The organism is Streptomyces sp. NPDC093149 (genome assembly GCF_044754145.1).
Lineage (GTDB): Bacteria > Actinomycetota > Actinomycetes > Streptomycetales > Streptomycetaceae > Streptomyces.
Genome location: NZ_JBIVON010000018.1, coordinates 80,656 through 101,065 on the forward strand (window position 1 = coordinate 80,656; position 20,410 = coordinate 101,065).

A 20,410-nucleotide genomic window follows, 5' to 3' on the forward strand; every position below is an offset into this window, starting at 1 on the left:
ACCCGAGGGCGGTACAGGTCTTACGTTCTCAATGTGCGGCTTTTCGGAGCCCTCCCAAACACGAAGCCCCCGGTTGTTCCCCCGTGATCGGGGGCTTCGTTCTGCCCTCGCACCCCCTCCCCTGCGCCGGTTCGACGGATTCCGCTCACCCTCGGTCACGGTCTCCCTTCTGCCTACGACGCTCTTAGTCGCGCACTCCCTGCGCAGGTACGATGCCTCTCGGTGCGGTCAATTCCCGTCCGTGGCCCAGTGATTCGGCGCGCCTCGGCGGGCGGGTCGTGCGGCGGGACATCCTGGGGGCACGGTTTGTGGGGGACCAGATGGACATCGGCACGCAGGGCGCACAGGCCCCGGCCGACCTCGCCTGGCTGCGCGGCGTGGACGCCTACACCATGGGCGCCTACCCACAGGCCGAGGAGGAGTTCAGGGCTGCGGTACGGGTCGATCCCGGCATGGCGGACGGCTGGCTCGGCCTCCATGCGCTGAGGATCGACACCACGACGGCGCTGCTGCGCATGTACCGTCATCGCGACCGCTTCGGCGAGCAGCGCACCCGCCATCGGCGCACGCTCAACTCCTGGTACTGGCTGGGCTGGTGGGTGCAACCGGTGCTGGAGAGCCCGCGCGATCTGCTCCTCGCGCACGCCTCGCACTGGCTGGACGGACGCCATGTCCCCGAGCTGGACCGCGCGCTGGCCGGCCTGCCGCCGGTGGACGCGGACCCGCAGGTGCGCTTCCTGCACGCCTGCCGCTCCTATCTGGTCAAGGACTGGGAGCAGCTCGTGCGCAACACCGAGCAGCTGACCGACGATCCGATGCTCGGCATCGAGGCGGGGCTGTTCGGCGGGATGGCACGGGTGCGGCTGGAGATGTACGGACAGGCCGAACCGCTGCTCTCCACCGCCCTGATGCGCTGCCGGAGCGAACAGCCGCAGCGCAAGGAGCTGCGCTACTGGCTGGCCCGCGCGCACGAGGGCACCGGCCGCAGCGCGGCCGCCCTGCCGCTCTACCGGGCGGTGCACCGCATCGACCCCGCGTTCATGGACACCTCGGCACGGCTCGCCGCGATCGCGGACTACGACGGTCTCGAAGGCAGCGACGAGGCCGGTCTCACCGCCCTGTCCCTGGCCGGATTGGGCACGGACACCGCGGCGGAGGCGCAGCCGGACGGGGAGTCGCTGCTCGGCACCGATCTGGTGGACGGTCGGGAGCTGCGGCCCGGCGGCGAGATCCCGGGGCTCGTGGGCAATGGAATGCCGCCGTCCGACGGAACCCGGCGCAAGACGGCGGTGCCCGGTCAGCCGTCGGCGCCCTTCCCCGCCGGGTCCAGCGATCCGGTGCTGCTCGCAAAAGCGCTGGCGGAGCTGGAGCGCATGGTCGGCCTGGAGCCCGTCAAACGCCAGGTCAAGGCGTTGTCGGCGCAGCTGAACATGGCACGCCTGCGGGCGGGCCAGGGGTTGCCCGTGCAGCCGCCCAAACGCCATTTCGTCTTCTCCGGCCCTTCCGGGACCGGTAAGACCACGGTGGCCCGCATCCTGGGCCGGGTCTTCTACGCACTCGGCCTGCTGGGGGGCGACCATCTCGTCGAGGCCCAGCGCGCGGATCTGGTGGGCGAGTTCCTCGGGCAGACCGCCGTGAAGGCCAATGAGCTGATCGACTCGGCCCTCGGCGGGGTGCTCTTCGTGGACGAGGCGTACAGCCTCTCCAACACCGGCTACAGCAAGGGCGACGCGTACGGCGACGAGGCCCTCCAGGTGCTCCTCAAACGTGCGGAGGACAACCGGGACCATCTCGTCGTCATCCTCGCGGGCTATCCGGAAGGCATGGACCGGCTGCTGGCCACCAATCCGGGGCTCTCCTCACGGTTCACCACCCGGGTGGACTTCCCGAGCTACCGGCCGCTGGAACTCACCTCGATCGGTGAGGTGCTGGCCGCGGAGAACGGCGACGCGTGGGACGAGGAGTCCCTGGAGGAGCTGCGCTCCATCAGCGGCCATGTGGTCGAGCAGGGCTGGATCGACGAGCTGGGCAACGGGCGGTTCCTGCGCACGCTGTACGAGAAGAGCTGCGCCTACCGCGACCTGCGGCTCTCCGGTTACGCGGCCGAACCGGGCCGGGACGACCTGGCCACGCTGCGGCTGCCGGACCTGATGCAGGCGTACGGCGAGGTGCTGTCCGGCCGTGGGCCGGTGGACCGGGGGCCGCAGGAGCCGCCGACGCTGTGACGTGGGCGATGCCGGAGGGCCGGGGTCGGCCCTCCGGCATCGCGGAGCACGGCGTGGTCAGCGGACCGCTGCGGTGAGTTCGCCGTGGCCGGTGGCCGTCTCCGCCGTCCGGCGGGGTACGGAGACCCGGTGGGCCGGGTCGCGTACCTCACCGACCAGCATCTCCAGCACGTCCTCCATGGCGACCAGCCCCAGGACCCGGCCCGACGCGTCGGCGACCTGCGCCAGATGCGTCGCCGCGCGGCGCATCACGGTCAGGGCGTCGTCCAGGGGCAGCTCGGCCCGCACGGTCGCCATCGGCCGCCACACGTGCTGGGGGACGGCCCGCTCGCCGTCCTCCAGGTCCAGCACGTCCTTGACGTGCAGATAGCCCATGAACGGGCCGCCGCCCTCCGCGCACACGGGAAAACGCGAGTAGCCGGTCCGTACGGTCAGCTCCTCGATCCGGCGCGGGGTGACGGAGGGGTCCACCGTCACCAGTGAGGCCCGGCTGAGCAGCACATCGGTGACGGGCCTGCTGCCCAACTCCAGCGCGTCCTCAAGCCGCTCCTGCGCCTCGGGCTCCAGCAGCCCGGCCTGACCGGAGTCCTCGACGAGCCGGTTGAGCTGCTCGCTGGTGAAGACGGCCTCCACCTCGTCCTTCGGTTCGACGCCGAAGAGCCGGAGCACCAGCCGGGCGCAGGCGCCCAGCGCGGAGGTGACCGGGCGGCAGGCACGGGCGAAGCCCACGAGGCCGGGGCTGAGCCAGAGCGCGGTCTTCTCCGGCGCCGCCATCGCGAGGTTCTTCGGGACCATTTCGCCGATGACGAGGTGGAGGAAGACCACGAAGACCAGCGCCAGGACGTAGCCGAGCGGATGAATGAGGCCCTCGGGCAGGTGGATCGCCTGGAAGACCGGCTCCAGCAGATGGGCCACGGTCGGTTCGGCGACGGCGCCGAGGGTCAGCGAGCAGACGGTGATGCCGAACTGGGCGGCGGCCATCATCTGCGGCAGGTTCTCCAGCCCGTACAGCGTCCGGCGGGCCCGGCCCGAGCCGGCCGCCGCGAGCGGTTCGATCTGGCTGCGCCGTACGGAGACGAGCGCGAACTCGGCCCCGACGAAGAAGCCGTTCGCCAAGACGAGAAGCCCGGCGAAGATCAGTTGGACGAGGCTCATCGCACGGCCTCCAGTGCGTCCTGGGACAGCGGGGCCGCGGTCACCGGATCGGCCGCCTCCACCGTGCGTACGAAGCGGACCTTCTCGGCGCGGTAGTGGCCGACCTGGCGGACGGAGATCCGCCAGCCGGGCAGTTCGGCCCGGTCACCGGGGGCGGGGATGCGTCCCAGCAGATCGGCGACGAGTCCGGCCACGGTCTCGTACGGGCCGTCGGGTACGTCGAGTCCTATCCGGCGCAGGGTCAGGACCCGGCAGCTGCCGTCGGCGTCCCAGGCCGGGCGGCCGTCCTCGGGAGCGGCGGGGGCCAGTTCGGGCCGGTCGGCGCCTTCGGCGTCGTGCTCGTCCCGGACCTCGCCGACGAGCTCCTCGATGATGTCCTCAAGGGTGACCACTCCGGCGGTGCCGCCGTACTCGTCGACCACGACGGCGATCGGTTGCTCGTTGCGCAGCCGCTGGAGCAGCTGTTCGACGGGCAGGGTCTCGGGCACCAGCAGCGGCGGTACGGCGATCCGGCCGGCCGAGGTGCGCAGCCGGTCCTGGGCAGGCACGGCGAGGGCGTCCTTGAGGTGGATCATGCCGATGACCTCGTCGATGCGCTCCCGGTAGACCGGGAAGCGGGAGAGGCCGGTGGCGCGGGTGAGATTGAGGACGTCCTGCGCGGTCGCCGAGGACTGCAGGGCGCTGACCTTCACCCGCGGGGTCATGACGTGCTGAGCGGTGAGTCCGGCGAGCGACAGGGTCCGCACGAAGAGATCCGCGGTGTCCTGTTCGAGGGTGCCGGCCTCGGCCGAGTGGCGGGCCAGGGAGACCAGTTCCCCGGGGGTGCGGGCGGAGGCCAGCTCATCGGTGGGTTCGACGCCCAGCAGCCGGACCATCCGGTTGGCGACGGTGTTCAGCAGGCTGATCACCGGCCGGAGAGCCGCGGAGAACCGGTGCTGGGGGCCGGCCACGAACCGGGCGACCTGGAGCGGCCGGGAGACCGCCCAGTTCTTCGGCACGAGTTCGCCGATGACCATCTGCACGGCGGAGGCCACCATCATCCCGATCACCACGCTGATGCCGGACACGGCACCGTCGGGCAGACCGGTGGCGGTGAGGGGGCCGTCCAGCAGCTGGGCCAGTGCCGGTTCGGCGAGCATGCCGACCACCAGCGAGGTGATGGTGATGCCGAGCTGGGTGCCGGAGAGCTGGAAGGAGAGTTCACGCAGGGCTTCGACGACGGTGCGGGACCGCGGGTCGCCCGCCGCGGCGGCGCGCTCGGCGTCCGGCCGCTCCACCGTGACGAGCCCGAATTCGGCTGCCACGAAGAATCCGTTGGCGAGGATGAGAAGGAACGCTGCGCCGAGCAGCAGCAGGGGGATGGTCATTCCGCCGCCTCCGGGGAAGGGGCGGCGCAGGTACTACCGGACGATCCGTCCATTGCTGGAAGGAGTCACTCCTTGGGTCGCAGGAAAGCCCCGCCGGCCTCATGGACCTCTCGTGCGGGGCGGGGCGCGCGGAGCGCCGCCGTCCTCCAGAGTAAACAAGAAGCGGCCCTGCGGGGCAGGGGGCTCAGCCGTTGTCCGTACCGGTGCCGCGGTTCTCGGCCAGGGCGCGGAGCGTGTGGGCGTCGCGGATGGCCTGCTGCTTGGCGATTCCCGGCTGGATGCCGAGGGCGGGCATGCTGGTCCCGTCGCTCAGGTCGAGAAAGACCCAGGGGTCACCCACGCGCAGGTTGACACGGAGGATCTCGGCCCAGGACAACCGGCGCGTTCGGGTGAGATTGACCACGGTCACCCCGTCCTCGTGGGCGACCACCTTCGGGCGGCTGAGCAGCGCAAGCACGCCGAAGAAGAGCAGCGCGGTGAAGACGAAGCTGGACCGCTCCCCCGCGCTCAGCTGTTCCAGGGTCATGGCGATGACGGTGATGACGACGAACATCGCCGCCCCCACGGTCAGCAGGACCACCCGGGTTCGGGTCGGCCGGAACGTGACCGGGAGTGCGGGGAGTTCGGGCCGGGGCGCGGGGGCGGACATCGTGTTTCTTCTGTCTTCCGGTGGTCGCCGGCCGTCAGAGGCGGCAGGCGTGGATGGCGGTGGTGAGGATGGCGCGGGCCCCGAGGTCGTACAGATCGTCCATGATCCGCTGGGCCTCCCGGGCGGCGACCATGGAACGGACGGCGACCCAGCCCTCGTGGTGCAGCGGGGAGATGGTCGGCGACTCCAGGCCCGGGGTGAGGGCGACCGCGCGCTCCAGGTGCTCGACACGGCAGTCGTAGTCCATCATCACGTAGGAGCGGGCGACCAGGACGCCCTGGAGGCGGCGGAGGAACTGCCGCACCTTGGGGTCGTCGTCCGGAGCGCCGGTGCGCCGGATGACGACGGCCTCCGACTTCATGATCGGCTCACCGATGACTTCGAGCCCGGCGTTGCGCAGGCTGGTGCCGGTCTCCACGACGTCGGCGATGACCTGGGCGACACCGAGTTCGATGGCCGTCTCGACCGCGCCGTCGAGGTGGACGACGGAGGCGTTGACACCGACGTCGGCGAGGTGCTTGGCGACGATGCCCTCGTAGGAGGTGGCGATCGTCTTGCCGTCGAAGTCCTGCGGGCCCTGGGCCGTGCCGGGCTTGGTGGCGTAACGGAAGGTGGAGCGGGCGAAGCCGAGCTGGAGGATCTCCTCGGAGTCGGCGCCGGAGTCCAGCAGCAGGTCCCGGCCGGTGATGCCGATGTCGAGGCGGCCGGAGCTGACGTAGATCGCGATGTCGCGGGGCCGCAGGTAGAAGAACTCGACCTCGTTCTCGGGGTCGACGAGGACGAGTTCCTTGGACTCCTTGCGCTGCTGGTAGCCGGCCTCATGGAGCATCGCCATCGCAGGCCCGGAGAGTGAACCCTTGTTGGGGACGGCGATGCGCAGCATGAGGTCAGGTTTCCTTTGCGAGGAGGGAGTCTTGTCCGGGTATGCGATGTGCGGTCGTACGGAGTGCGGTGCGAAGGCCGTGCTCAGAGATGGGCGTAGACGTCGTCGAGCGAGATCCCGCGGGCGACCATCATCACCTGGACGTGGTACAGGAGCTGCGAGATCTCCTCGGCGGCGGCGTCCTTGCTCTCGTGCTCGGCGGCCATCCAGACCTCGGCGGCCTCTTCGACGACCTTCTTGCCGATGGCATGGACGCCCTTGTCCACCAGCTCGGCGGTGCGGGAGGTGGAGGGGTCGCCGTCGGCGGCCTTGAGCTGCAGCTCGGCGAAGAGCTCTTCAAAGGTTTTGTTCGCCATGATGGTCCTTAGGGTACGGGGTCCACCCCCTCCACTCAGCGCCAGGGCTCGCTGACGGTGCGCAGTGTGGCGGCGGTGGCGACGGCCGCGGTGACGGCTTCGTGCCCCTTGTCCTCGTTGGACCCTTCCAGCCCGGCCCGGTCGAACGCCTGCTCCTCGGTGTCGCACGTGAGTACGCCGAAGCCGACCGGGACTCCGGTGTCGACGGCGACCTGGGTGAGACCGTTGGTGACCCCGTGGGACACGTATTCGAAGTGCGGGGTGCCGCCGCGGATGATCACTCCGAGGGCGACGATCGCGTCGTAGCCCCGGCCTGCGAGGACCTTGGCGACCACCGGGAGTTCGAAGCTGCCGGGTACCCGGAGCAGGGTCGGCTCGTCGATGCCCAGCTCGTGCAGGGCGCGCAGGGCGCCGTCGACGAGCCCGTCCATGACCTTCTCGTGCCATTGCGCGGCGACGACCGCCACGCGCAGGTCACCGCAGTTGCGTACGGACAGTTCGGGTGCGCCCTTGCCGCTCATGTCTCTCCCACCACTCGTTTCCGTGATCGTTCACTGGTTGCCGCAGGTCGACACCGGGGCGGCGTCGAGCCAGGGCAGGTCGTGCCCCATGCGGTCGCGCTTGGTGCGCAGGTAGCTCAGATTGTGTTCGCCGGCCTGGACGGGCATCGGCTCGCGGCCGGTGACGGCCAGACCGTGCCGCAGGACGGCGGCCGTCTTGTCGGGGTTGTTGGTCATCAGCCGCAGGCTCCGGACGCCGAGGTCCTTGAGGATCTGGGCACCCGCCGCGTAGTCCCGGGCGTCGGCCGGCAGACCGAGCTCCAGGTTGGCGTCGAGGGTGTCGACGCCGCGCTCCTGGAGTTCGTAGGCGCGCAGCTTGGACAGCAGACCGATGCCGCGCCCCTCGTGACCTCTCAGGTAGACGACGACGCCGCGGCCCCGCTCGGCGATCCGTCGCATGGAGGCGTGCAGCTGGGGCCCGCAGTCACAGCGCTGCGACTGGAAGATGTCGCCGGTCAGGCACTCGGAGTGGATCCGCACCAGGACGTCGTCGCCGTCCGCGATGTCGCCGTGGACGAGCGCGACGTGCTCGACGCCGTCGGCCGTGGAGCGGTAGCCGTACGCGGTGAACGCGCCGAAGCCCGTCGGCAGCCGCACCTCGGCCTCGCGGCGGACGGTCGGCTCCGAGGTGCGGCGGTAGGCGATCAGGTCCTCGATGGAGATGATCGTGAGGCCGTGCTTGCGGGCGAACGGGATCAGCTGGGGCAGCCGCAGCATCACACCGTCCTCGCCGGCGATCTCGACGATCGCTCCGGCGGGCCGCAGCCCGGCGAGCCGGGCGAGGTCGACAGCGGCCTCGGTGTGGCCGTTGCGGACCAGCACACCGCCGGAGCGGGCGCGGAGCGGGAAGATGTGACCGGGCCGTACGAAGTCGCCGGGGCCCGCCTCGCCGCCGGCCAGCAGCCGGAGGGTGGCGGCCCGGTCGGCGGCGGAGATGCCGGTGGTCACGCCGTGGGCCGCCGACGCGTCGACGGAGACGGTGAACGCCGTACGCATCGACTCGGTGTTGTGGTCGACCATCTGCGGAAGTTCGAGCCGTTCCAGCTCGTCGTTCTCCATGGGGGCGCAGATCAGACCGCGGCACTCGCTCATCATGAACGCGACGATCTCGGGGGTGGCCTTCTCGGCCGCGAGGACGAGGTCGCCCTCGTTCTCGCGGTCCTCGTCGTCGACGACCACGACGGGCCGTCCGGCGGCGATGTCGCGAATGGCCTGCTCGACGGGGTCGAGCGTGAGGTCCTCGACGGCGCTCCCGTGGTCCCGGTGCAACCAGGTGGGCTGGGCAGTCATGCCGTGGCTCCTTCCAGAGCGGGTGTCCGCGAACGCAGCCACCAGTCGCGCATGCCCCACAGGACAAGGGCGCCGTACACGACGTAGATGAGTCCGGAGAAGGCGAGTCCGCTGTGGAAGTTCAGCGGTACGCCGACCAGGTCGACCAGCAGCCAGGCGAACCAGAACTCGACCATGCCGCGCGCCTGGGCGAACATCGCGACGAGCGTTCCGGCGAATATGTACGCGTCCGCCCACGGGCTCCAGGAGAGCGAGGGGAACGCGGTGAACAGGCCGCCGACCGCGAGGGTGCCGAGGGCGGCGCCGCCCAGCAGGAAGCCGCGCTCGCGCCAGGTGGCGAACCGTACGGCGATGGAGCCGTCCTGGGCCTGCCGCCTGCCCCGGGTCCACTGCTGCCAGCCCCAGACGGCGACGGCGATGACCACGAGCTGCTTGCCGACGCTGCCCGCCTGGTGCACGGACACGTTGGCGGCGACCAGGACGACACCGGACAGGAGCTGGGCGGGCCAGGTCCAGATCGAGCGGAGCCAGCCGAGGGTGAGCGCGATCAGACCGACCGTGTTGCCGATCATGTCGGACCAGATGATGTGCTGACCGAAGACGGTGAACGCCTGCGAGTTCAGCCAGTTCAGCGCGGTCACTTCGCCGGCTCCTCGGGCTGCCGCGGAGTGTGGCCGAGCAGCCGCTCGACGTACTTCGCGATGACGTCCACCTCCAGGTTGACCGGGTCGCCGGGCCCCTTGATGCCGAGCGTGGTCAGCGCGAGGGTGGTGGGGATGAGGCTGATGGTGAAGTAGTCGGGTCCGGCGTCCACGACGGTCAGGCTGACCCCGTCGACGGTGATCGACCCCTTCTCCACCACGTAACGGCTCAGGTCCGCCGGGAGGGAGATCTTCACGATCTCCCAGTTCTCGGAGATCTTGCGCTCGACGATGCGCCCGGTGCCGTCGACATGGCCCTGGACGATGTGGCCGCCCAGCCTGCCGCCGACCGCCATGGGGCGTTCCAGGTTGACCCGGGATCCCGTTTCCAGGGCGCCGAGGCTGGACCGGTTCAGGGTCTCGGCCATCACGTCGGCGGTGAACTCGCCGTCGCCGAGGTCGACGACGGTGAGGCAGACGCCGTTGACGGCGATGGAGTCGCCGTGCTTGGCGCCTTCGGTGACCACGGGACCGCGCAGGCGGAAGCGGGAGGCGTCGCCGAGTTCCTCGACGGCGGTGACCTCACCCAGTTCTTCGACAATTCCGGTGAACACTCAGTTTCCCTTCCGGGCAGGGCCGGGGACGGCGGTGATGCGCAGATCGGGGCCGATTCGGACGGTCTCGGTCACATCGAGGCGCAACGCCTCGGCGATGGTGGAGATTCCGGCGTCGGCGAGGGCCGCGGGGCCGGCGCCGAGCAGTACGGGTGCGAGATAGCCGACGACCTTGTCGACCGTTCCCGCGGCGACGAACGACCCGGCCAGGGTCGGGCCGCCTTCGAGGAGTACGGAGCGGACGCCGCGCCCGTACAGGGCGGCGAGCAGGGCGGGGACGTCCAGGCCGGGGCCGGTGGCGGCGCGCGGCAGCCGCAGGACGGCCCCTTCGGGGAGACGGCGGGTGTCGGCGTCGTCGGCGACGGCGATCAGGGTGGGCGCGGTGTCGTCGAGAACCCGGGCCCCGGGGCGTACGGCGGTGGCGTCGGTGTCCACGACCACCCGCAGGGGCTGCACCGCGCCGTCGACGCCCCGTGCACCGAGCTGGGGGTCGTCGGTACGGGCGGTGCCGGAGCCGACCACGACCGCGTCGGCCTCGGCGCGCAGCCGGTGGACGTCGGCGCGGGATTCGGGAGAGGTGATCCAGCGGCTGGTGGCGTCGGCGGCCGCGATCCGGCCGTCCAGGGTCGCCGCGTACTTCCACAGGACGTACGGGCGACCGAGGCGCACCGAGGTCAGCCAGGCCGTGTTGCCGGCCGCGGCCTCGTCCGCCAGTAGCCCCTGCTCGGCCTTGATCCCGGCCGCGCGCAGCGTGTCCGCACCGCCGGTGGCCTGCGGGTTCGGGTCACCGACCGCGTAGACGACCCGGGCGACACCGGCCTCGACGAGAGCCTGGGCGCAGGGGCCGGTGCGGCCGGTGTGGTTACAGGGTTCGAGGGTGACGTAGGCGGTGCCGCCCCGGGCCCCGTCGCCTGCGGCGCGCAGGGCGTGGATCTCGGCGTGCGGCCCGCCGGCGCGCTGGTGGAATCCTTCCCCGACCTGGTGTCCCGCGGCGTCGAGGACGACACAGCCGACGACCGGGTTGGGACTGGTGGAGCCGAGACCGCGGGCCGCGAGCGTGATCGCTCGGCGCATGGCGGTGATGTCGGCTGCGGTGGCCACCGGGTCCTCCTGCCTCTTCGGGCACGGACTCCGGGGCCTGTCGATGACGACAGAAGAAAGCGGGAACGCGACGCGGGGACGCCCGAATGCCGGAACAAACGGATGGATCGGTCGCCCGAAAACCATCCGCCGACGGCGGCGTACCCGTGAAACGGCCCGCCGCGCACTGCCTCCCATCCGGACTTTAACCGTCGGTCCAGGAATCCCACCTGGTCAACCGGCCGCTGGATGCGGACGGGTCGCGGACTATAACCGCCGGTTCGGAATTACACCGACCCCGGAGTGCGCTGCTGCTGGTACACGATCAGTGTGCCATGCCCACCGATGGGCCATATGGGTGAGCGCCTGTGGAGTGGCTCACAGGCGGCGCGGAACGCGGGCCGCAACGGAACCTCCCCGGCAGGAACCCGACGTGCTGTCCCCCACCAGCCCCGGCGGTGGCGGTTGCAGCGCCCCCCGCCCGGAGCGCGGGCTCCGAGTACGGCGCCGGTACGACGGTCGGCCACGGCTCGCACCGGCGGAAGGCCACGTGCCGGCCGGAGGGCGAGACGCCCGGATCCACCGGTGAGCGGGGGGCCCGGCAGGACCTCGGGGCCTGTTGGCCCTCCCCGACCGCCCTGCGGTGACCGGTTCGCCATCGGCCACCGCCGCGTCCACCCGCGCTCGGACGGAGCAGCCCCGGCCGCGGGCGCCCGGACACCAGCCGCCCCGGCACCCGGCGGCCAGGGGCCTGCCGGACGGTGGGGACCTCTCCCGGCCCGGAACGGACGGCGGGGAAGGCGCTGTTCGAGTGCCTTCCCCGCCGAGCGGCTCAGCCGGCCGGGGCGAACAGTTCGTCCTGGGCCGACTCCCGTGCGGCGAGCAGCGCGCCGCGGAGCACCGCGGCACCGCCGAGCCGCCCGGCCCTGACCTCGGTGCGCAGCGGGGACATTCCGGCCAGCCGCTCCTCGACCCGTGCCGCGAGCGCGTCGCCGCCCGCGTGGCCGACCTCGCCCGCCAGCAGCACACAGCCCGGGTCGAGGACCGAGGCGATCGCGGCGGCGCCGAGTGCGAGCCGCTCGGCGAGGGCGTCCAGGAACGCCTCGCTCTCCCCCTCCCCCGCCAGCGCGGCCCGCACGGCGAACGCGGCGCCCGGTTCCTTGTCCCCGTCGGACGTCTCAGCAGGCGCCGCGATGCCGTGGGCGGCGGCCAGTGCACAGACGGGGGCGGAACCCACCAGCGAGTGAAAACCTCCGTCGCAATTGACGGCCGACGGGGCGCCGATCGCGCCGGGGACCGGCAGGAATCCGATCTCGCCCGCGCCGCCGGAGGCCCCGCGGCGCAGCTTCCCGTCCAGCATGACGGCCGCGCCCACGCCGTGCCCGAGCCAGAAGAGGACGAAGGTGTCGCGTTCGCGGGCCGCGCCGATGCGGTACTCCGCGACGGCGGCGAGATTGGTCTCGTTCTCGACCAGCACGGTGGCGGGCAGCCGTTGCTGGAGCACGCGCACCAGTCGCCGGTGCCAGGCGGGCAGTCCGGTGGTGTCGCGCAGTTCGCCGGTGACGGGGTCGATCAGGCCGGGCGCGCCGATGCCGACGCTGTGCAGCGGGGCGGCGCCCGCCTCGCGGACGGTGCGTTCCAGCAGTGCCGCGGCCTGTTCGGCGGCGGCCTCGGTGCCGGTGTCGCCATCGATGGGCAGGGTGGCCTCGGCCAGCGTGGCGCCGAGGAGGTCGGCGACGACCACGGCGACGCTGCCGGTGCGCACGTCCAGCGCGGCGAGGTGGGCACGGTCGGCGACGATCCCGTAGAGCCGGGCGTTGGGACCGCGGCGCTCGGCGCCCGACTCGCCGACCACCCGGACCAGGCCGGCCCCCTGGAGCCGTTCGAGGAGGTCGGCGACGGTGGGGCGGGAGAGACCGGTCAGGGTCTTCAACTGCGTGGCCGTCAGCGGGCCGTCCTGCTGGAGCAGTCGCAGGGCGAGCCGGTCGTTGATGGCCCGGGCGGTGCTCGGTGATGCGGGCATGCCGGGATCCTTCCAGATCGCTGCCGCACCGGTGGAGCGGGTGGGCTATTTATCAGGCAGGGTTCCTGATAGTTTACTGCGCGCACCGCGAAGACGGGCACCGGGGTGGCCGGTGACAGAGATTCCCAGGGGAGGGCACGGCGGTATGACAACGGATTCCACCGAGACGGTCTTCGGCATGGAACAGGTGCGGCGGGCCAGGTTCGCCGTGGCCGCGGTCTTCACCGTGCACGGCGCGGTGACCGGCAGCTTCGCCACCCGGGTTCCCTGGATCCAGGAGCATGCCGGGGTGAGCGCCGGGCAGCTCGGTCTCGCCCTCGCCTTCCCGGCGATCGGCGCCTCGCTCTCGATGCCGCTGGCCGGCGCGATCAGCCATCGCTTCGGCGCCAGGACCGCGCTGCGCGGACTGCTGGCCCTGTGGACGCTGGCGCTGGTCCTCCCCGCGCTGGCACCGAATCTGCTGACGCTGTGCGCGGCGCTCTTCTTCTACGGCGCGACGGCCGGCATGTCGGACGTGGCGATGAACGCCCTCGGCGTCGAGGTGGAGAACCGCCTCGACAAGTCGATCATGTCCGGGCTGCACGGGATGTGGAGCGTGGGCGCGCTCATCGGCTCGGCCGCCGGTACCGTCGCCGCGCATCTGGGCGCCGACGCCCGGCTGCACCACTCCCTCGCCTCCCTCGTTCTCACCGCGCTCGGCCTGATCGCCTGCCGCGGCGTACTGGATCTGCGCAGCGAGCCGGACGAGGAGCCGCCGCCGCGCTTCACGCTGCCGCCGAAGTCGGCGCTGATCATCGGCGCGGTGGGCTTCTGCGCGGTGTTCGCGGAGGGGGCCAGCCTGGACTGGTCGGCGGTCTATCTGCGGGACATCATGGACACCTCCGCCGGGCTCGCCGCGGCGTCCACGACGGCGTTCGCGCTCACCATGGCGGTCGCCCGGATCGTCGGCGACAAGGTCGTCGACCGTTTCGGAGCGGTCAGGACCGTGCGGGTGGGCGGCGCCCTGGCGACGGTGGGAGGACTCCTGGTGGTCACATCACCGAGCGCGCCGCTCGCGATGTGCGGCTTCGGTCTCCTGGGCCTCGGCGTCGCCGTGGTCGTCCCGCTCGCCTTCGCGGCGGCCGGGCGCAGCGGGCCGAACCCGAGTCAGGCGATCGCGGGCGTCGCCACCATCACGTACACCTCCGGGCTCATCGCCCCGTCCGCGATCGGCTCGCTGGCCGAGGCGACCTCGCTGGTCGTGTCGTTCGGCCTGGTGACGGTGCTGGCGTTCGGCCTGGTGCTGGGCGCCGGGGTGCTGCGGGCGGGTGACCGCCGGACGGTGTCGTCGGTGTCGTCCTCGGACGCCGGCGCTCCGAGCGCGACGGCCGCCGAGCCGCGCCCCTGAGCCCTCGGCTCCGCGGGGCGCGGCGGGCGGTTCGGCCGGCGGTCGAGTCGAGCTGTTCCGCTACGAGCGCTGCGCCCACAGCTCTCCGTCGGGCGGCGCCCGGAGCCGTCCGAGGGCGGCGCGGGCCTTCGCGTCGCCGGTGTCGTCGGCGGCGTGCACGTTGTCACCGGCCGCGTGCCGGTGGCACTCGGGCTCCGGGTGGGGCCAGGGGCGGCCCCCGTCGCGGCGGGCAGCGGACGGCCGACCGCCTCGGACAGGCTCTGTCCCTGCGGCCCTTCGTGCGCGGGGCGGCCGGTCCACAGCCCCGCCCCGCCTCTGCGGCCCTTCGCGCGCGGGGCGGCCGGCCCGCAGCCCGGCCGTGAGCGCGGGGCGTCCCGGCATTACCATTGCGCTGATCATTTCTGCGGTGAGCACCATGCCGGGCGAGGCACTGGACTCCGCACCTACACACAGGGAGCGACCATGGGCCTCGGCGTGCGCTGGACCTTGCACGGCGACGGGAAGACCCCCGCACCGGGGGCCGTGGTCCGGCCGGACGAAAGGCTCTCCTGGCCCCGTACGTTCGGGCTCGGCGCCCAGCACGTGGTCGCGATGTTCGGTGCGTCGTTCGTCGCCCCGGTGCTCATGGGCCTGGACCCGAACCTGGCGATCATGATGTCGGGTGTCGCGACGGCCATCTTCCTGCTGGCCACGCGCGGGCAGGTACCCAGCTACCTCGGCTGTTCGCTCTCGTTCGTCGGGGTCGCCGCGACGATCCGGGCGAGCGGCGGCAGCAGCGCCGTGGTCACCGGCGCGGTGTTCGTCGTCGGTGTGGTGCTCTTCCTCGCTGGTCTCGCCGTGCAGCGGTTCGGCGCGCGGATCATCCATGCGGCGATGCCGCCGGTGGTCACCGGCGCCGTCGTCATGCTGATCGGGTTCAACCTGGCTCCGGTGACCGCGTCGACGTACTGGCCGCAGGACCAGTGGACGGCACTGCTGGTGATGCTGTTCACCGGACTGGCCGTGGTGTGCCTGCGCGGATTCTTCTCACGCATCGCGATCTTCCTGGGCCTGGTCTTCGGGTACGCGCTGTCCTGGGTCCTCGACCGGATCTTCGGCAAGATCCACTCTCCGGCGGGCGGCGCCGAGGCCGTCGACCACTGGCGGCTCGATCTGTCGGGCGTCGCCAAGGCCGACTGGATCGGGCTCCCGTCCTTCCACGCGCCGAGCTTCGAGTGGTCGGCGATCCTTGTCGCCCTGCCGGTGGTCATCGCTCTGATCGCCGAGAACGCCGGGCACGTCAAGGCCGTCGGCGAGATGACCGGCGCCTCGCTGGACGACAAGCTGGGCACCGCGATCGCCGCCGACGGCGCCGCGTCGATGCTGTCGACGGCGGTGGGCGGTCCGCCGAACACCACGTACTCGGAGAACATCGGCGTCATGGCCGCGACCCGCGTCTACTCCACCGCCGCGTACTGGGCCGCCGCCTGCTTCGCCCTGCTCTTCGGGCTCTGCCCCAAGTTCGGTGCGGTGGTCGCCGCCATCCCCGGCGGTGTGCTCGGCGGCATCACCGTCATCCTGTACGGCATGATCGGCCTCCTCGGCGCCCAGATCTGGCTGAACGCCAAGGTCGATCTGCGCAACCCGCTGAACCTGGTTCCGGCCGCGGCGGGCATCATCATCGGCGTCGGCGGGGTCGGTCTCAAGATCACCGACAACTTCGAGCTGAGCGGCATCGCGCTGGGCACCATCGTGGTGATCACCGGCTACCACGCGCTGCGGGCCTTCGCCCCGGCCCACCTCAAGACCCAGGAGCCCCTGCTGGACTCGGGGACGTCTGCGTACGACGAGCCGACGCCGACGGACAAGGCGTAGTACGCCACGGCGTACCCGGCCGGACCGGTGGGTGTCACGGCCGTTCCCCCGTTCCGACGACCGCCCGGCCCTCAGAAACAGTCCCCGTACCAGTGGACCGCGCCCGGTGCCGTGACCGTGGCCCGGACGGCTTCGGCGGTGGCGTGCAGCGGGCGTGCCATGCCCACGTGCTCCGCCACCGTCCGAGGGTCGGCCAGCAGAGCCGGCAGGGCCGCCCGTACCTCGGGACCGTCCGGGAGCCTGACCCTCGCGCGGGTCAGCCCTGCGGCCCGGCCCCGCGCACCGACGGCGGCCAGCAGCTCACCCAGGCACTCGGGCGCACCCGCGAATTCGCGCACCTCCACGTACTCCCCCTCGTGCTGGGCCACGATCCAGCCGACGAGCGTCCCCGTCGCGGGGTCCACCGCGACGAGCGAGCGATCGGGCGCGCCGTACCAGGCGGGGACGCGCACCGCCCAGTCCTCCGGTCCGCGCAACGAGCTGAGCGGCCTGTTCGCGTTGTACGCGTGGTGCAGCGCGGTCACCTCCACGGCGTCCCGCGCGGTGGCCCCGCGGACCAGGAACGCCCCGGAGGCGGCCGGGGGCACCAGCACCCCCTCGGTGTACGTACTGCCGAATTCCTGCCACCCCGAGCCCCGGTAGACGCCGGGCGTCCCGGTGAACAGCAGGGACCAGGCGCATCGTTCGGCCGTCATGGTGCGCTCGGCCTCCACCAGCAGCCGCCGCACCAGCCCCTGGCCGCGGGCCTCGGGGCGGGTGGCGACGCTGCCGATGCCGCCGACCCGCTGCGGCGTGCCGTGCGCGTCGCGGATCAGCCTCGGCACATAGACGACAACGGCGTCGATCCTGCCTTCCGGACCGTTCTGCGCAACGAACGTGTGGCGGTGGCGGTCGGGATCCAGCGCGTGCAGGCGGGGGATCTGGGGAGCGTCGAAGCAGCGCTGCCACAGCGCTGCCAGGGCCGGGTCGTCGGCCGGGGTCGCTGTCCTGACGACGGCGGTCACAGGGTCAGGTTCCCGTCGGTGCGTACGGAGTCGCCGTTCGCGGGCATCGCGCTGCGCCGGGTGCCGTCCTCGACGCACGCGGTGTGCAGGACCGAGTCCAGGGCTTCCGGGGCGAGGTGGAGCGTGCCGCCGGTGAAGCGGCTGCCGGTCGCCGCGTAGTGGTTCGTGCCGTCGGCGATGCGCACGTGCGCGGTGTCCGGTCCGGAGGCGGTGCTGCCGAGCGCGGAGATGTCCCAGGTCACCTTGCCGGGCCCGACCGCGCGGCCGAGCAGCGCCTTGGCCTTGTTGCTGCCGGTGAGCCGGGCGCCGCCGGTGACGGTGATCCGCTGGTCGCGCACGGCACTGAGCTCGATGCCGGTGTTGTCGTAACTGCCGCCGTCGATCCGCAGATCCGCCGATCCGACCGAGAGCGGGGCCGCGTCCTCCAGGCCGGTGACGGTGCAGTCGGTGAAGCGGACGGGCCCCGCACCGCGCAGGATCGCGCCGTCGACGCCCTTGAAGACGCAACGTACGAAGTGGACGGGCGCGGTGACCGGGGTCTGGACGAGGACGGCGCCCGCGGGCGGCTCGAAGGAGCAGTCGCTGATGGTGGTCGGCCGGGTGGAGCGGGCGGAGCGCTGGGCGACGGCGAAGGTCTTGGCCGTGCAGCCGCGGACCTGGGCGCCGTCGGCGTTGACGGTGAGGGTGCCGGCCTGGTCGAAGGTGGGGCGCGCGATCACCGTGATGTCCTCGAGCGTCAGATCGGTGATCTTGGTGTTGGCGGTGAACCAGGAGCAGACATGTCTGCGTACGGTGATCCGCTTGGCGGAAATCCCCCACTGCGCACCGGAGTTGGCTATGTCCATCAGTCCCGAGTTGCCGTCGAAGAGCAGGTCGTGCTCGTACTGGCCGTGGGTGGTGAAGGGGTTGCCGCCCGCGTCGTCGCCGTCGCCGTGGCAGTTCACGACGGTGCAGTAGGCGGAGGCGGTGAGGTCGTTGAGATGACGGACGTTGCTGGTCGTGCAGTCCGCGACCCGTCCGTACAGGCAGTAGATCTGCTGAGTGAGGTAGCCCGCGCCGCCGTACTCGACGGTGGGCGGGTTCTTCAGGGAGCAGTCCTCGGTGCGGAACCGGGTGCACCAGCGGCGCATGATGACCGGCCAGAAGGTCCCGGTGGCGTGGATTCCGGAGACGTCGCAGCCGACGGCGTACTCGAAGCTGACGGGGTGCGAGCCGGTGTACTCGTCGGGGCCGGCGCCCTCGAAGACCATGTTGCGGACGTGGCTGTCACGGACCGGCTCGACGCGGGTCCAGGTCAGGGTGCGGCCCGCGGCGAGCTCCCAGCCGTTGAGGTAGCCGATCCGGATGTGGTGCGCGTCGACGATCTCGGTGATCTCGACGAGCTTCTGCAGTTCGCGTTCGTCGCGGCCGCCGCCCGCGACCGGATCGACCTGGACCGACCACCACTGGCCGACCTCGAACGCCTTGGCGTCGGGGACCGGGAAGGTGTCGGTGAGTTCGATGACCTTGCCGGAGAGCGCGTGTTGGACGGTGGTGTCGGTGACGGTGCCGCGGAAGGAGAGGACGGCGCCGAAGGGGTTGTCGTGGGTGTTCTTCTCGATGCCTTCGGTGCGTATGCGGTGGCCGCCGAAGTCGAGTTCGATGTGGGAGCGGTCGAAGAGGTGGCGTTCGGTGAACAGGAGGTCGGTGTGGGCCTCGATGCGGTGGATGCTCTTGTCGTCGATCATCGCGTCGAGGGCGGCGTCGGCGGGTTCCTCGGCGTCGAAGTGGCCGAAGGTGCGGAAGTCGACGGTGCCGTGGTGGAGCTGGTGCCAGCGGCCGGACTTGGTGTCGGTGGGTGCGATGACCGTTCCGCCGTTGTGCGCGGCGTCGGACTTCTTGTTCCAGCGCACGGCCATCGCGCCGCCGTCGCCGGGGGCGTGGTATCCGGCGATCAGGGCCTGGGTGCCGTCGTCGAGCGGCCTGGTGTTCAGCGCGCGCAGTTCGGCGACCGTGTCGAGGCACAGTACGTCGCCGGTGTGCGACGGTGCGGCCTGGGCCGTGCCGGAGGCCACGGCCGAACCGGCCATGACCAGACCGGCCAGACCCGAAGCCCGCAGCAGCGTACGACGCGACGAGGCGGAGGACGGGTTCGGGGACGATGCATTGACGGACATGGCGGAGGTGCTCCTCGCTGTGTCGATGCGTGCTCGGTGAGGACCGACTGCCGGTCGGTCGCGGTCGGATCGTGTTGCGGTACGCCGGGACGAGGCGCGGCCGTCGGGCGGAAGCGGGGTGCGGCAGGACGAGGCGCGGACGTCAGATCGTGTTGCGGTACGCCGGGACGAAGCGCGGACGTCGGACGGAAGCCCGGTGCGGCGGGACGAGGCGCGGACGTCAGATCGTGTTGCGGTACGGCGGCATGAAGCGCATGCGCGGCATCTGGTCGGCCAGCACTCCCCCGTCGACGACGATCCGCGCCCCGGTGAGATACGCCCCGGCGTCCGAGGCGAGCAGCAGCAGTGCGCCCACGCATTCGTCGGGCTGTGCGTACCTGCCCAGCGGGATGCGCTCGCGGTAGGCGGATTCGAAGGCTTCCCGGTCGAGGGGGAACTCTCCGTCGATGGGGGTCTCGACCATGCCGGGGGCGAGGGTGTTGGCGGTGATGCCGTGCGGGGCGAGTTCGACCGCCAGGGTCTCGGTGAGCAGTTGGGCGGCGGCCTTCGAGGCGTTGTAGTGCGCCAGGCCCGCCTCAGCCACCAGGGCGTTCTTCGAGGTGATGGTGATGATGCGGCCGGCGACGGCGTCCGCTGTCATGTGTTCGGCGATGCGCTGACTGAGGAAGAAGACGGCGTCGACGTTGACCCGCATGATGTGCGACCAGCTCGCGGGGGTGATCTCGTTGAAGCGTTCCAGCGCCGCCGTTCCCGCGTTGTTGACCAGGATGTGCAACGGTCCGGCCTCGGCGCGTACGGCATCGACGAAGCCGGGCAGCGCGTCGATGTCCGCGAGATCCTGGCCGTAGGTGCGGGCCCGGCGGCCGAGCGCCTCGACGGCCGCCGCGGTCTCGGCGACGCCGTCGGCACCGGGCAGGTCGACGAGGACCAGATCGGCGCCCGCCTCGGCGAGACCGACGGCGAAGGACCGGCCCAGACCCCGGGCTGCCCCGGTCACGACCGCGGTGCGGCCGGTCAGGTCGAAGCGGTCGGTTCCGCGGGGCGGGACGGCTGCGGTCATGACGGGGTTCCTCCAGACGGAGAGGTACGAAGAGAGGTGCGGTGGTTCCGGCCCTGGTCCGCCGGAGGGGTCCGGGCCGCCGCGCAGGGACACTGGGGTGGGAGCG

17 protein-coding genes and 1 riboswitch are annotated in these 20,410 nt (G+C 71.7%); of the genes, 3 read left to right on the forward strand and 14 right to left on the reverse strand.

Features of this window, described 5'->3' with window-relative positions:
* Window positions 1-320 precede the first annotated feature (320 nt).
* Window positions 321-2,225: an AAA family ATPase gene (locus tag ACIQCZ_RS35385; protein WP_402288893.1), complete on the forward strand. Its 1,905-nt coding sequence runs from the start codon at window positions 321-323 to the stop codon at window positions 2,223-2,225.
* Window positions 2,226-2,282: 57 nt separating this feature from the next.
* Here the strand turns inward: ACIQCZ_RS35385 and ACIQCZ_RS35390 are convergent, their stop codons facing one another.
* The 11 genes from ACIQCZ_RS35390 to ACIQCZ_RS35440 form a co-directional block, all read right to left on the reverse strand.
* Window positions 2,283-3,380 (reverse strand): hemolysin family protein, encoded by a 1,098-nt coding sequence (locus tag ACIQCZ_RS35390; protein WP_402288896.1) that lies wholly within the window; start codon window positions 3,378-3,380, stop codon window positions 2,283-2,285.
* On the reverse strand, window positions 3,377-4,747 hold the full coding sequence (locus ACIQCZ_RS35395) for a hemolysin family protein (protein ID WP_402288899.1): 1,371 nt from the start codon (window positions 4,745-4,747) through the stop codon (window positions 3,377-3,379). The genes ACIQCZ_RS35390 and ACIQCZ_RS35395 overlap by 4 nt, the downstream gene beginning before the upstream one ends.
* 184 nt (window positions 4,748-4,931) lie before the next feature.
* Complete coding sequence (locus tag ACIQCZ_RS35400; RefSeq protein ID WP_402288901.1) at window positions 4,932-5,396, reverse strand: PH domain-containing protein; 465 nt, start codon at window positions 5,394-5,396, stop codon at window positions 4,932-4,934.
* Window positions 5,397-5,430: 34 nt separating this feature from the next.
* The gene (gene hisG / locus ACIQCZ_RS35405; RefSeq protein WP_361458207.1) at window positions 5,431-6,279 is read right to left on the reverse strand and encodes an ATP phosphoribosyltransferase; all 849 of its coding nucleotides are present in this window, start codon (window positions 6,277-6,279) and stop codon (window positions 5,431-5,433) included.
* 83 nt (window positions 6,280-6,362) lie between these two features.
* The gene (locus ACIQCZ_RS35410) at window positions 6,363-6,635 is read right to left on the reverse strand and encodes a phosphoribosyl-ATP diphosphatase (RefSeq protein ID WP_073739434.1); all 273 of its coding nucleotides are present in this window, start codon (window positions 6,633-6,635) and stop codon (window positions 6,363-6,365) included.
* Between the two features lie 35 nt (window positions 6,636-6,670).
* Window positions 6,671-7,156, reverse strand: a complete 486-nt coding sequence (gene ribH / locus ACIQCZ_RS35415; RefSeq protein WP_402288903.1) for a 6,7-dimethyl-8-ribityllumazine synthase — start codon at window positions 7,154-7,156, stop codon at window positions 6,671-6,673.
* A gap of 30 nt (window positions 7,157-7,186) precedes the next feature.
* The gene (locus ACIQCZ_RS35420) at window positions 7,187-8,485 is read right to left on the reverse strand and encodes a bifunctional 3,4-dihydroxy-2-butanone-4-phosphate synthase/GTP cyclohydrolase II (protein ID WP_351084347.1); all 1,299 of its coding nucleotides are present in this window, start codon (window positions 8,483-8,485) and stop codon (window positions 7,187-7,189) included.
* Window positions 8,482-9,126, reverse strand: a complete 645-nt coding sequence (locus tag ACIQCZ_RS35425) for a nicotinamide riboside transporter PnuC (RefSeq protein ID WP_376216868.1) — start codon at window positions 9,124-9,126, stop codon at window positions 8,482-8,484. The genes ACIQCZ_RS35420 and ACIQCZ_RS35425 overlap by 4 nt, the downstream gene beginning before the upstream one ends.
* A complete protein-coding gene (locus ACIQCZ_RS35430; RefSeq protein WP_402288907.1) occupies window positions 9,123-9,740 on the reverse strand; it encodes a riboflavin synthase in 618 nt (205 codons plus the stop codon). Before ACIQCZ_RS35430 ends, ACIQCZ_RS35425 begins: the two co-directional genes overlap by 4 nt.
* Entirely contained in the window at window positions 9,741-10,841 is a 1,101-nt protein-coding gene (gene ribD, locus ACIQCZ_RS35435) for a bifunctional diaminohydroxyphosphoribosylaminopyrimidine deaminase/5-amino-6-(5-phosphoribosylamino)uracil reductase RibD (RefSeq protein WP_402288910.1), read from the reverse strand. It abuts the gene before it with no gap.
* Between the two features lie 159 nt (window positions 10,842-11,000).
* Window positions 11,001-11,131, reverse strand: a riboswitch (FMN riboswitch).
* 521 nt (window positions 11,132-11,652) lie between these two features.
* On the reverse strand, window positions 11,653-12,843 hold the full coding sequence (locus ACIQCZ_RS35440) for an ROK family transcriptional regulator (protein ID WP_402288912.1): 1,191 nt from the start codon (window positions 12,841-12,843) through the stop codon (window positions 11,653-11,655).
* 145 nt (window positions 12,844-12,988) lie between these two features.
* On the opposite strand from ACIQCZ_RS35440, the gene ACIQCZ_RS35445 reads away from it, so the two are divergent.
* Window positions 12,989-14,230, forward strand: coding sequence for an MFS transporter (locus ACIQCZ_RS35445; RefSeq protein ID WP_402288915.1), 1,242 nt, complete (start codon window positions 12,989-12,991; stop codon window positions 14,228-14,230).
* A 462-nt stretch (window positions 14,231-14,692) separates the two neighbouring features.
* Window positions 14,693-16,084 (forward strand): uracil-xanthine permease family protein, encoded by a 1,392-nt coding sequence (locus ACIQCZ_RS35450; RefSeq protein WP_402288917.1) that lies wholly within the window; start codon window positions 14,693-14,695, stop codon window positions 16,082-16,084.
* 71 nt (window positions 16,085-16,155) lie between these two features.
* On the opposite strand, the gene ACIQCZ_RS35455 is transcribed toward ACIQCZ_RS35450, so the two are convergent.
* From ACIQCZ_RS35455 to ACIQCZ_RS35465, 3 genes are all read right to left on the reverse strand, one after another.
* A complete protein-coding gene (locus ACIQCZ_RS35455) occupies window positions 16,156-17,088 on the reverse strand; it encodes a GNAT family N-acetyltransferase (RefSeq protein ID WP_402288919.1) in 933 nt (310 codons plus the stop codon).
* Window positions 17,085-19,244 carry a peptidase C14 gene (locus ACIQCZ_RS35460; RefSeq protein WP_402288922.1) on the reverse strand — a complete coding sequence of 720 codons (2,160 nt, stop codon included), beginning with the start codon at window positions 19,242-19,244 and terminating at the stop codon, window positions 17,085-17,087. The genes ACIQCZ_RS35455 and ACIQCZ_RS35460 overlap by 4 nt, the downstream gene beginning before the upstream one ends.
* A gap of 220 nt (window positions 19,245-19,464) precedes the next feature.
* Window positions 19,465-20,304, reverse strand: a complete 840-nt coding sequence (locus ACIQCZ_RS35465; protein WP_402288924.1) for an SDR family NAD(P)-dependent oxidoreductase — start codon at window positions 20,302-20,304, stop codon at window positions 19,465-19,467.
* Window positions 20,305-20,410 lie beyond the last annotated feature (106 nt).

Excerpts from the sequence above, each read along its gene's own strand:
- ACIQCZ_RS35385 (WP_402288893.1), top strand. The coding sequence starts at position 321 with ATGGACATCGGCACGCAGGGCGCACAGGCCCCGGCCGACCTCGCCTGG.
- ACIQCZ_RS35390 (WP_402288896.1), bottom strand. The coding sequence starts at position 3,380 with ATGAGCCTCGTCCAACTGATCTTCGCCGGGCTTCTCGTCTTGGCGAAC.
- ACIQCZ_RS35395 (WP_402288899.1), bottom strand. The coding sequence starts at position 4,747 with ATGACCATCCCCCTGCTGCTGCTCGGCGCAGCGTTCCTTCTCATCCTC.
- ACIQCZ_RS35400 (WP_402288901.1), bottom strand. The coding sequence starts at position 5,396 with ATGTCCGCCCCCGCGCCCCGGCCCGAACTCCCCGCACTCCCGGTCACG.
- hisG (WP_361458207.1), bottom strand. The coding sequence starts at position 6,279 with ATGCTGCGCATCGCCGTCCCCAACAAGGGTTCACTCTCCGGGCCTGCG.
- ACIQCZ_RS35410 (WP_073739434.1), bottom strand. The coding sequence starts at position 6,635 with ATGGCGAACAAAACCTTTGAAGAGCTCTTCGCCGAGCTGCAGCTCAAG.
- ribH (WP_402288903.1), bottom strand. The coding sequence starts at position 7,156 with ATGAGCGGCAAGGGCGCACCCGAACTGTCCGTACGCAACTGCGGTGAC.
- ACIQCZ_RS35420 (WP_351084347.1), bottom strand. The coding sequence starts at position 8,485 with ATGACTGCCCAGCCCACCTGGTTGCACCGGGACCACGGGAGCGCCGTC.
- ACIQCZ_RS35440 (WP_402288912.1), bottom strand. The coding sequence starts at position 12,843 with ATGCCCGCATCACCGAGCACCGCCCGGGCCATCAACGACCGGCTCGCC.
- ACIQCZ_RS35445 (WP_402288915.1), top strand. The coding sequence starts at position 12,989 with ATGACAACGGATTCCACCGAGACGGTCTTCGGCATGGAACAGGTGCGG.
- ACIQCZ_RS35450 (WP_402288917.1), top strand. The coding sequence starts at position 14,693 with ATGGGCCTCGGCGTGCGCTGGACCTTGCACGGCGACGGGAAGACCCCC.
- ACIQCZ_RS35460 (WP_402288922.1), bottom strand. The coding sequence starts at position 19,244 with ATGTCCGTCAATGCATCGTCCCCGAACCCGTCCTCCGCCTCGTCGCGT.
- ACIQCZ_RS35465 (WP_402288924.1), bottom strand. The coding sequence starts at position 20,304 with ATGACCGCAGCCGTCCCGCCCCGCGGAACCGACCGCTTCGACCTGACC.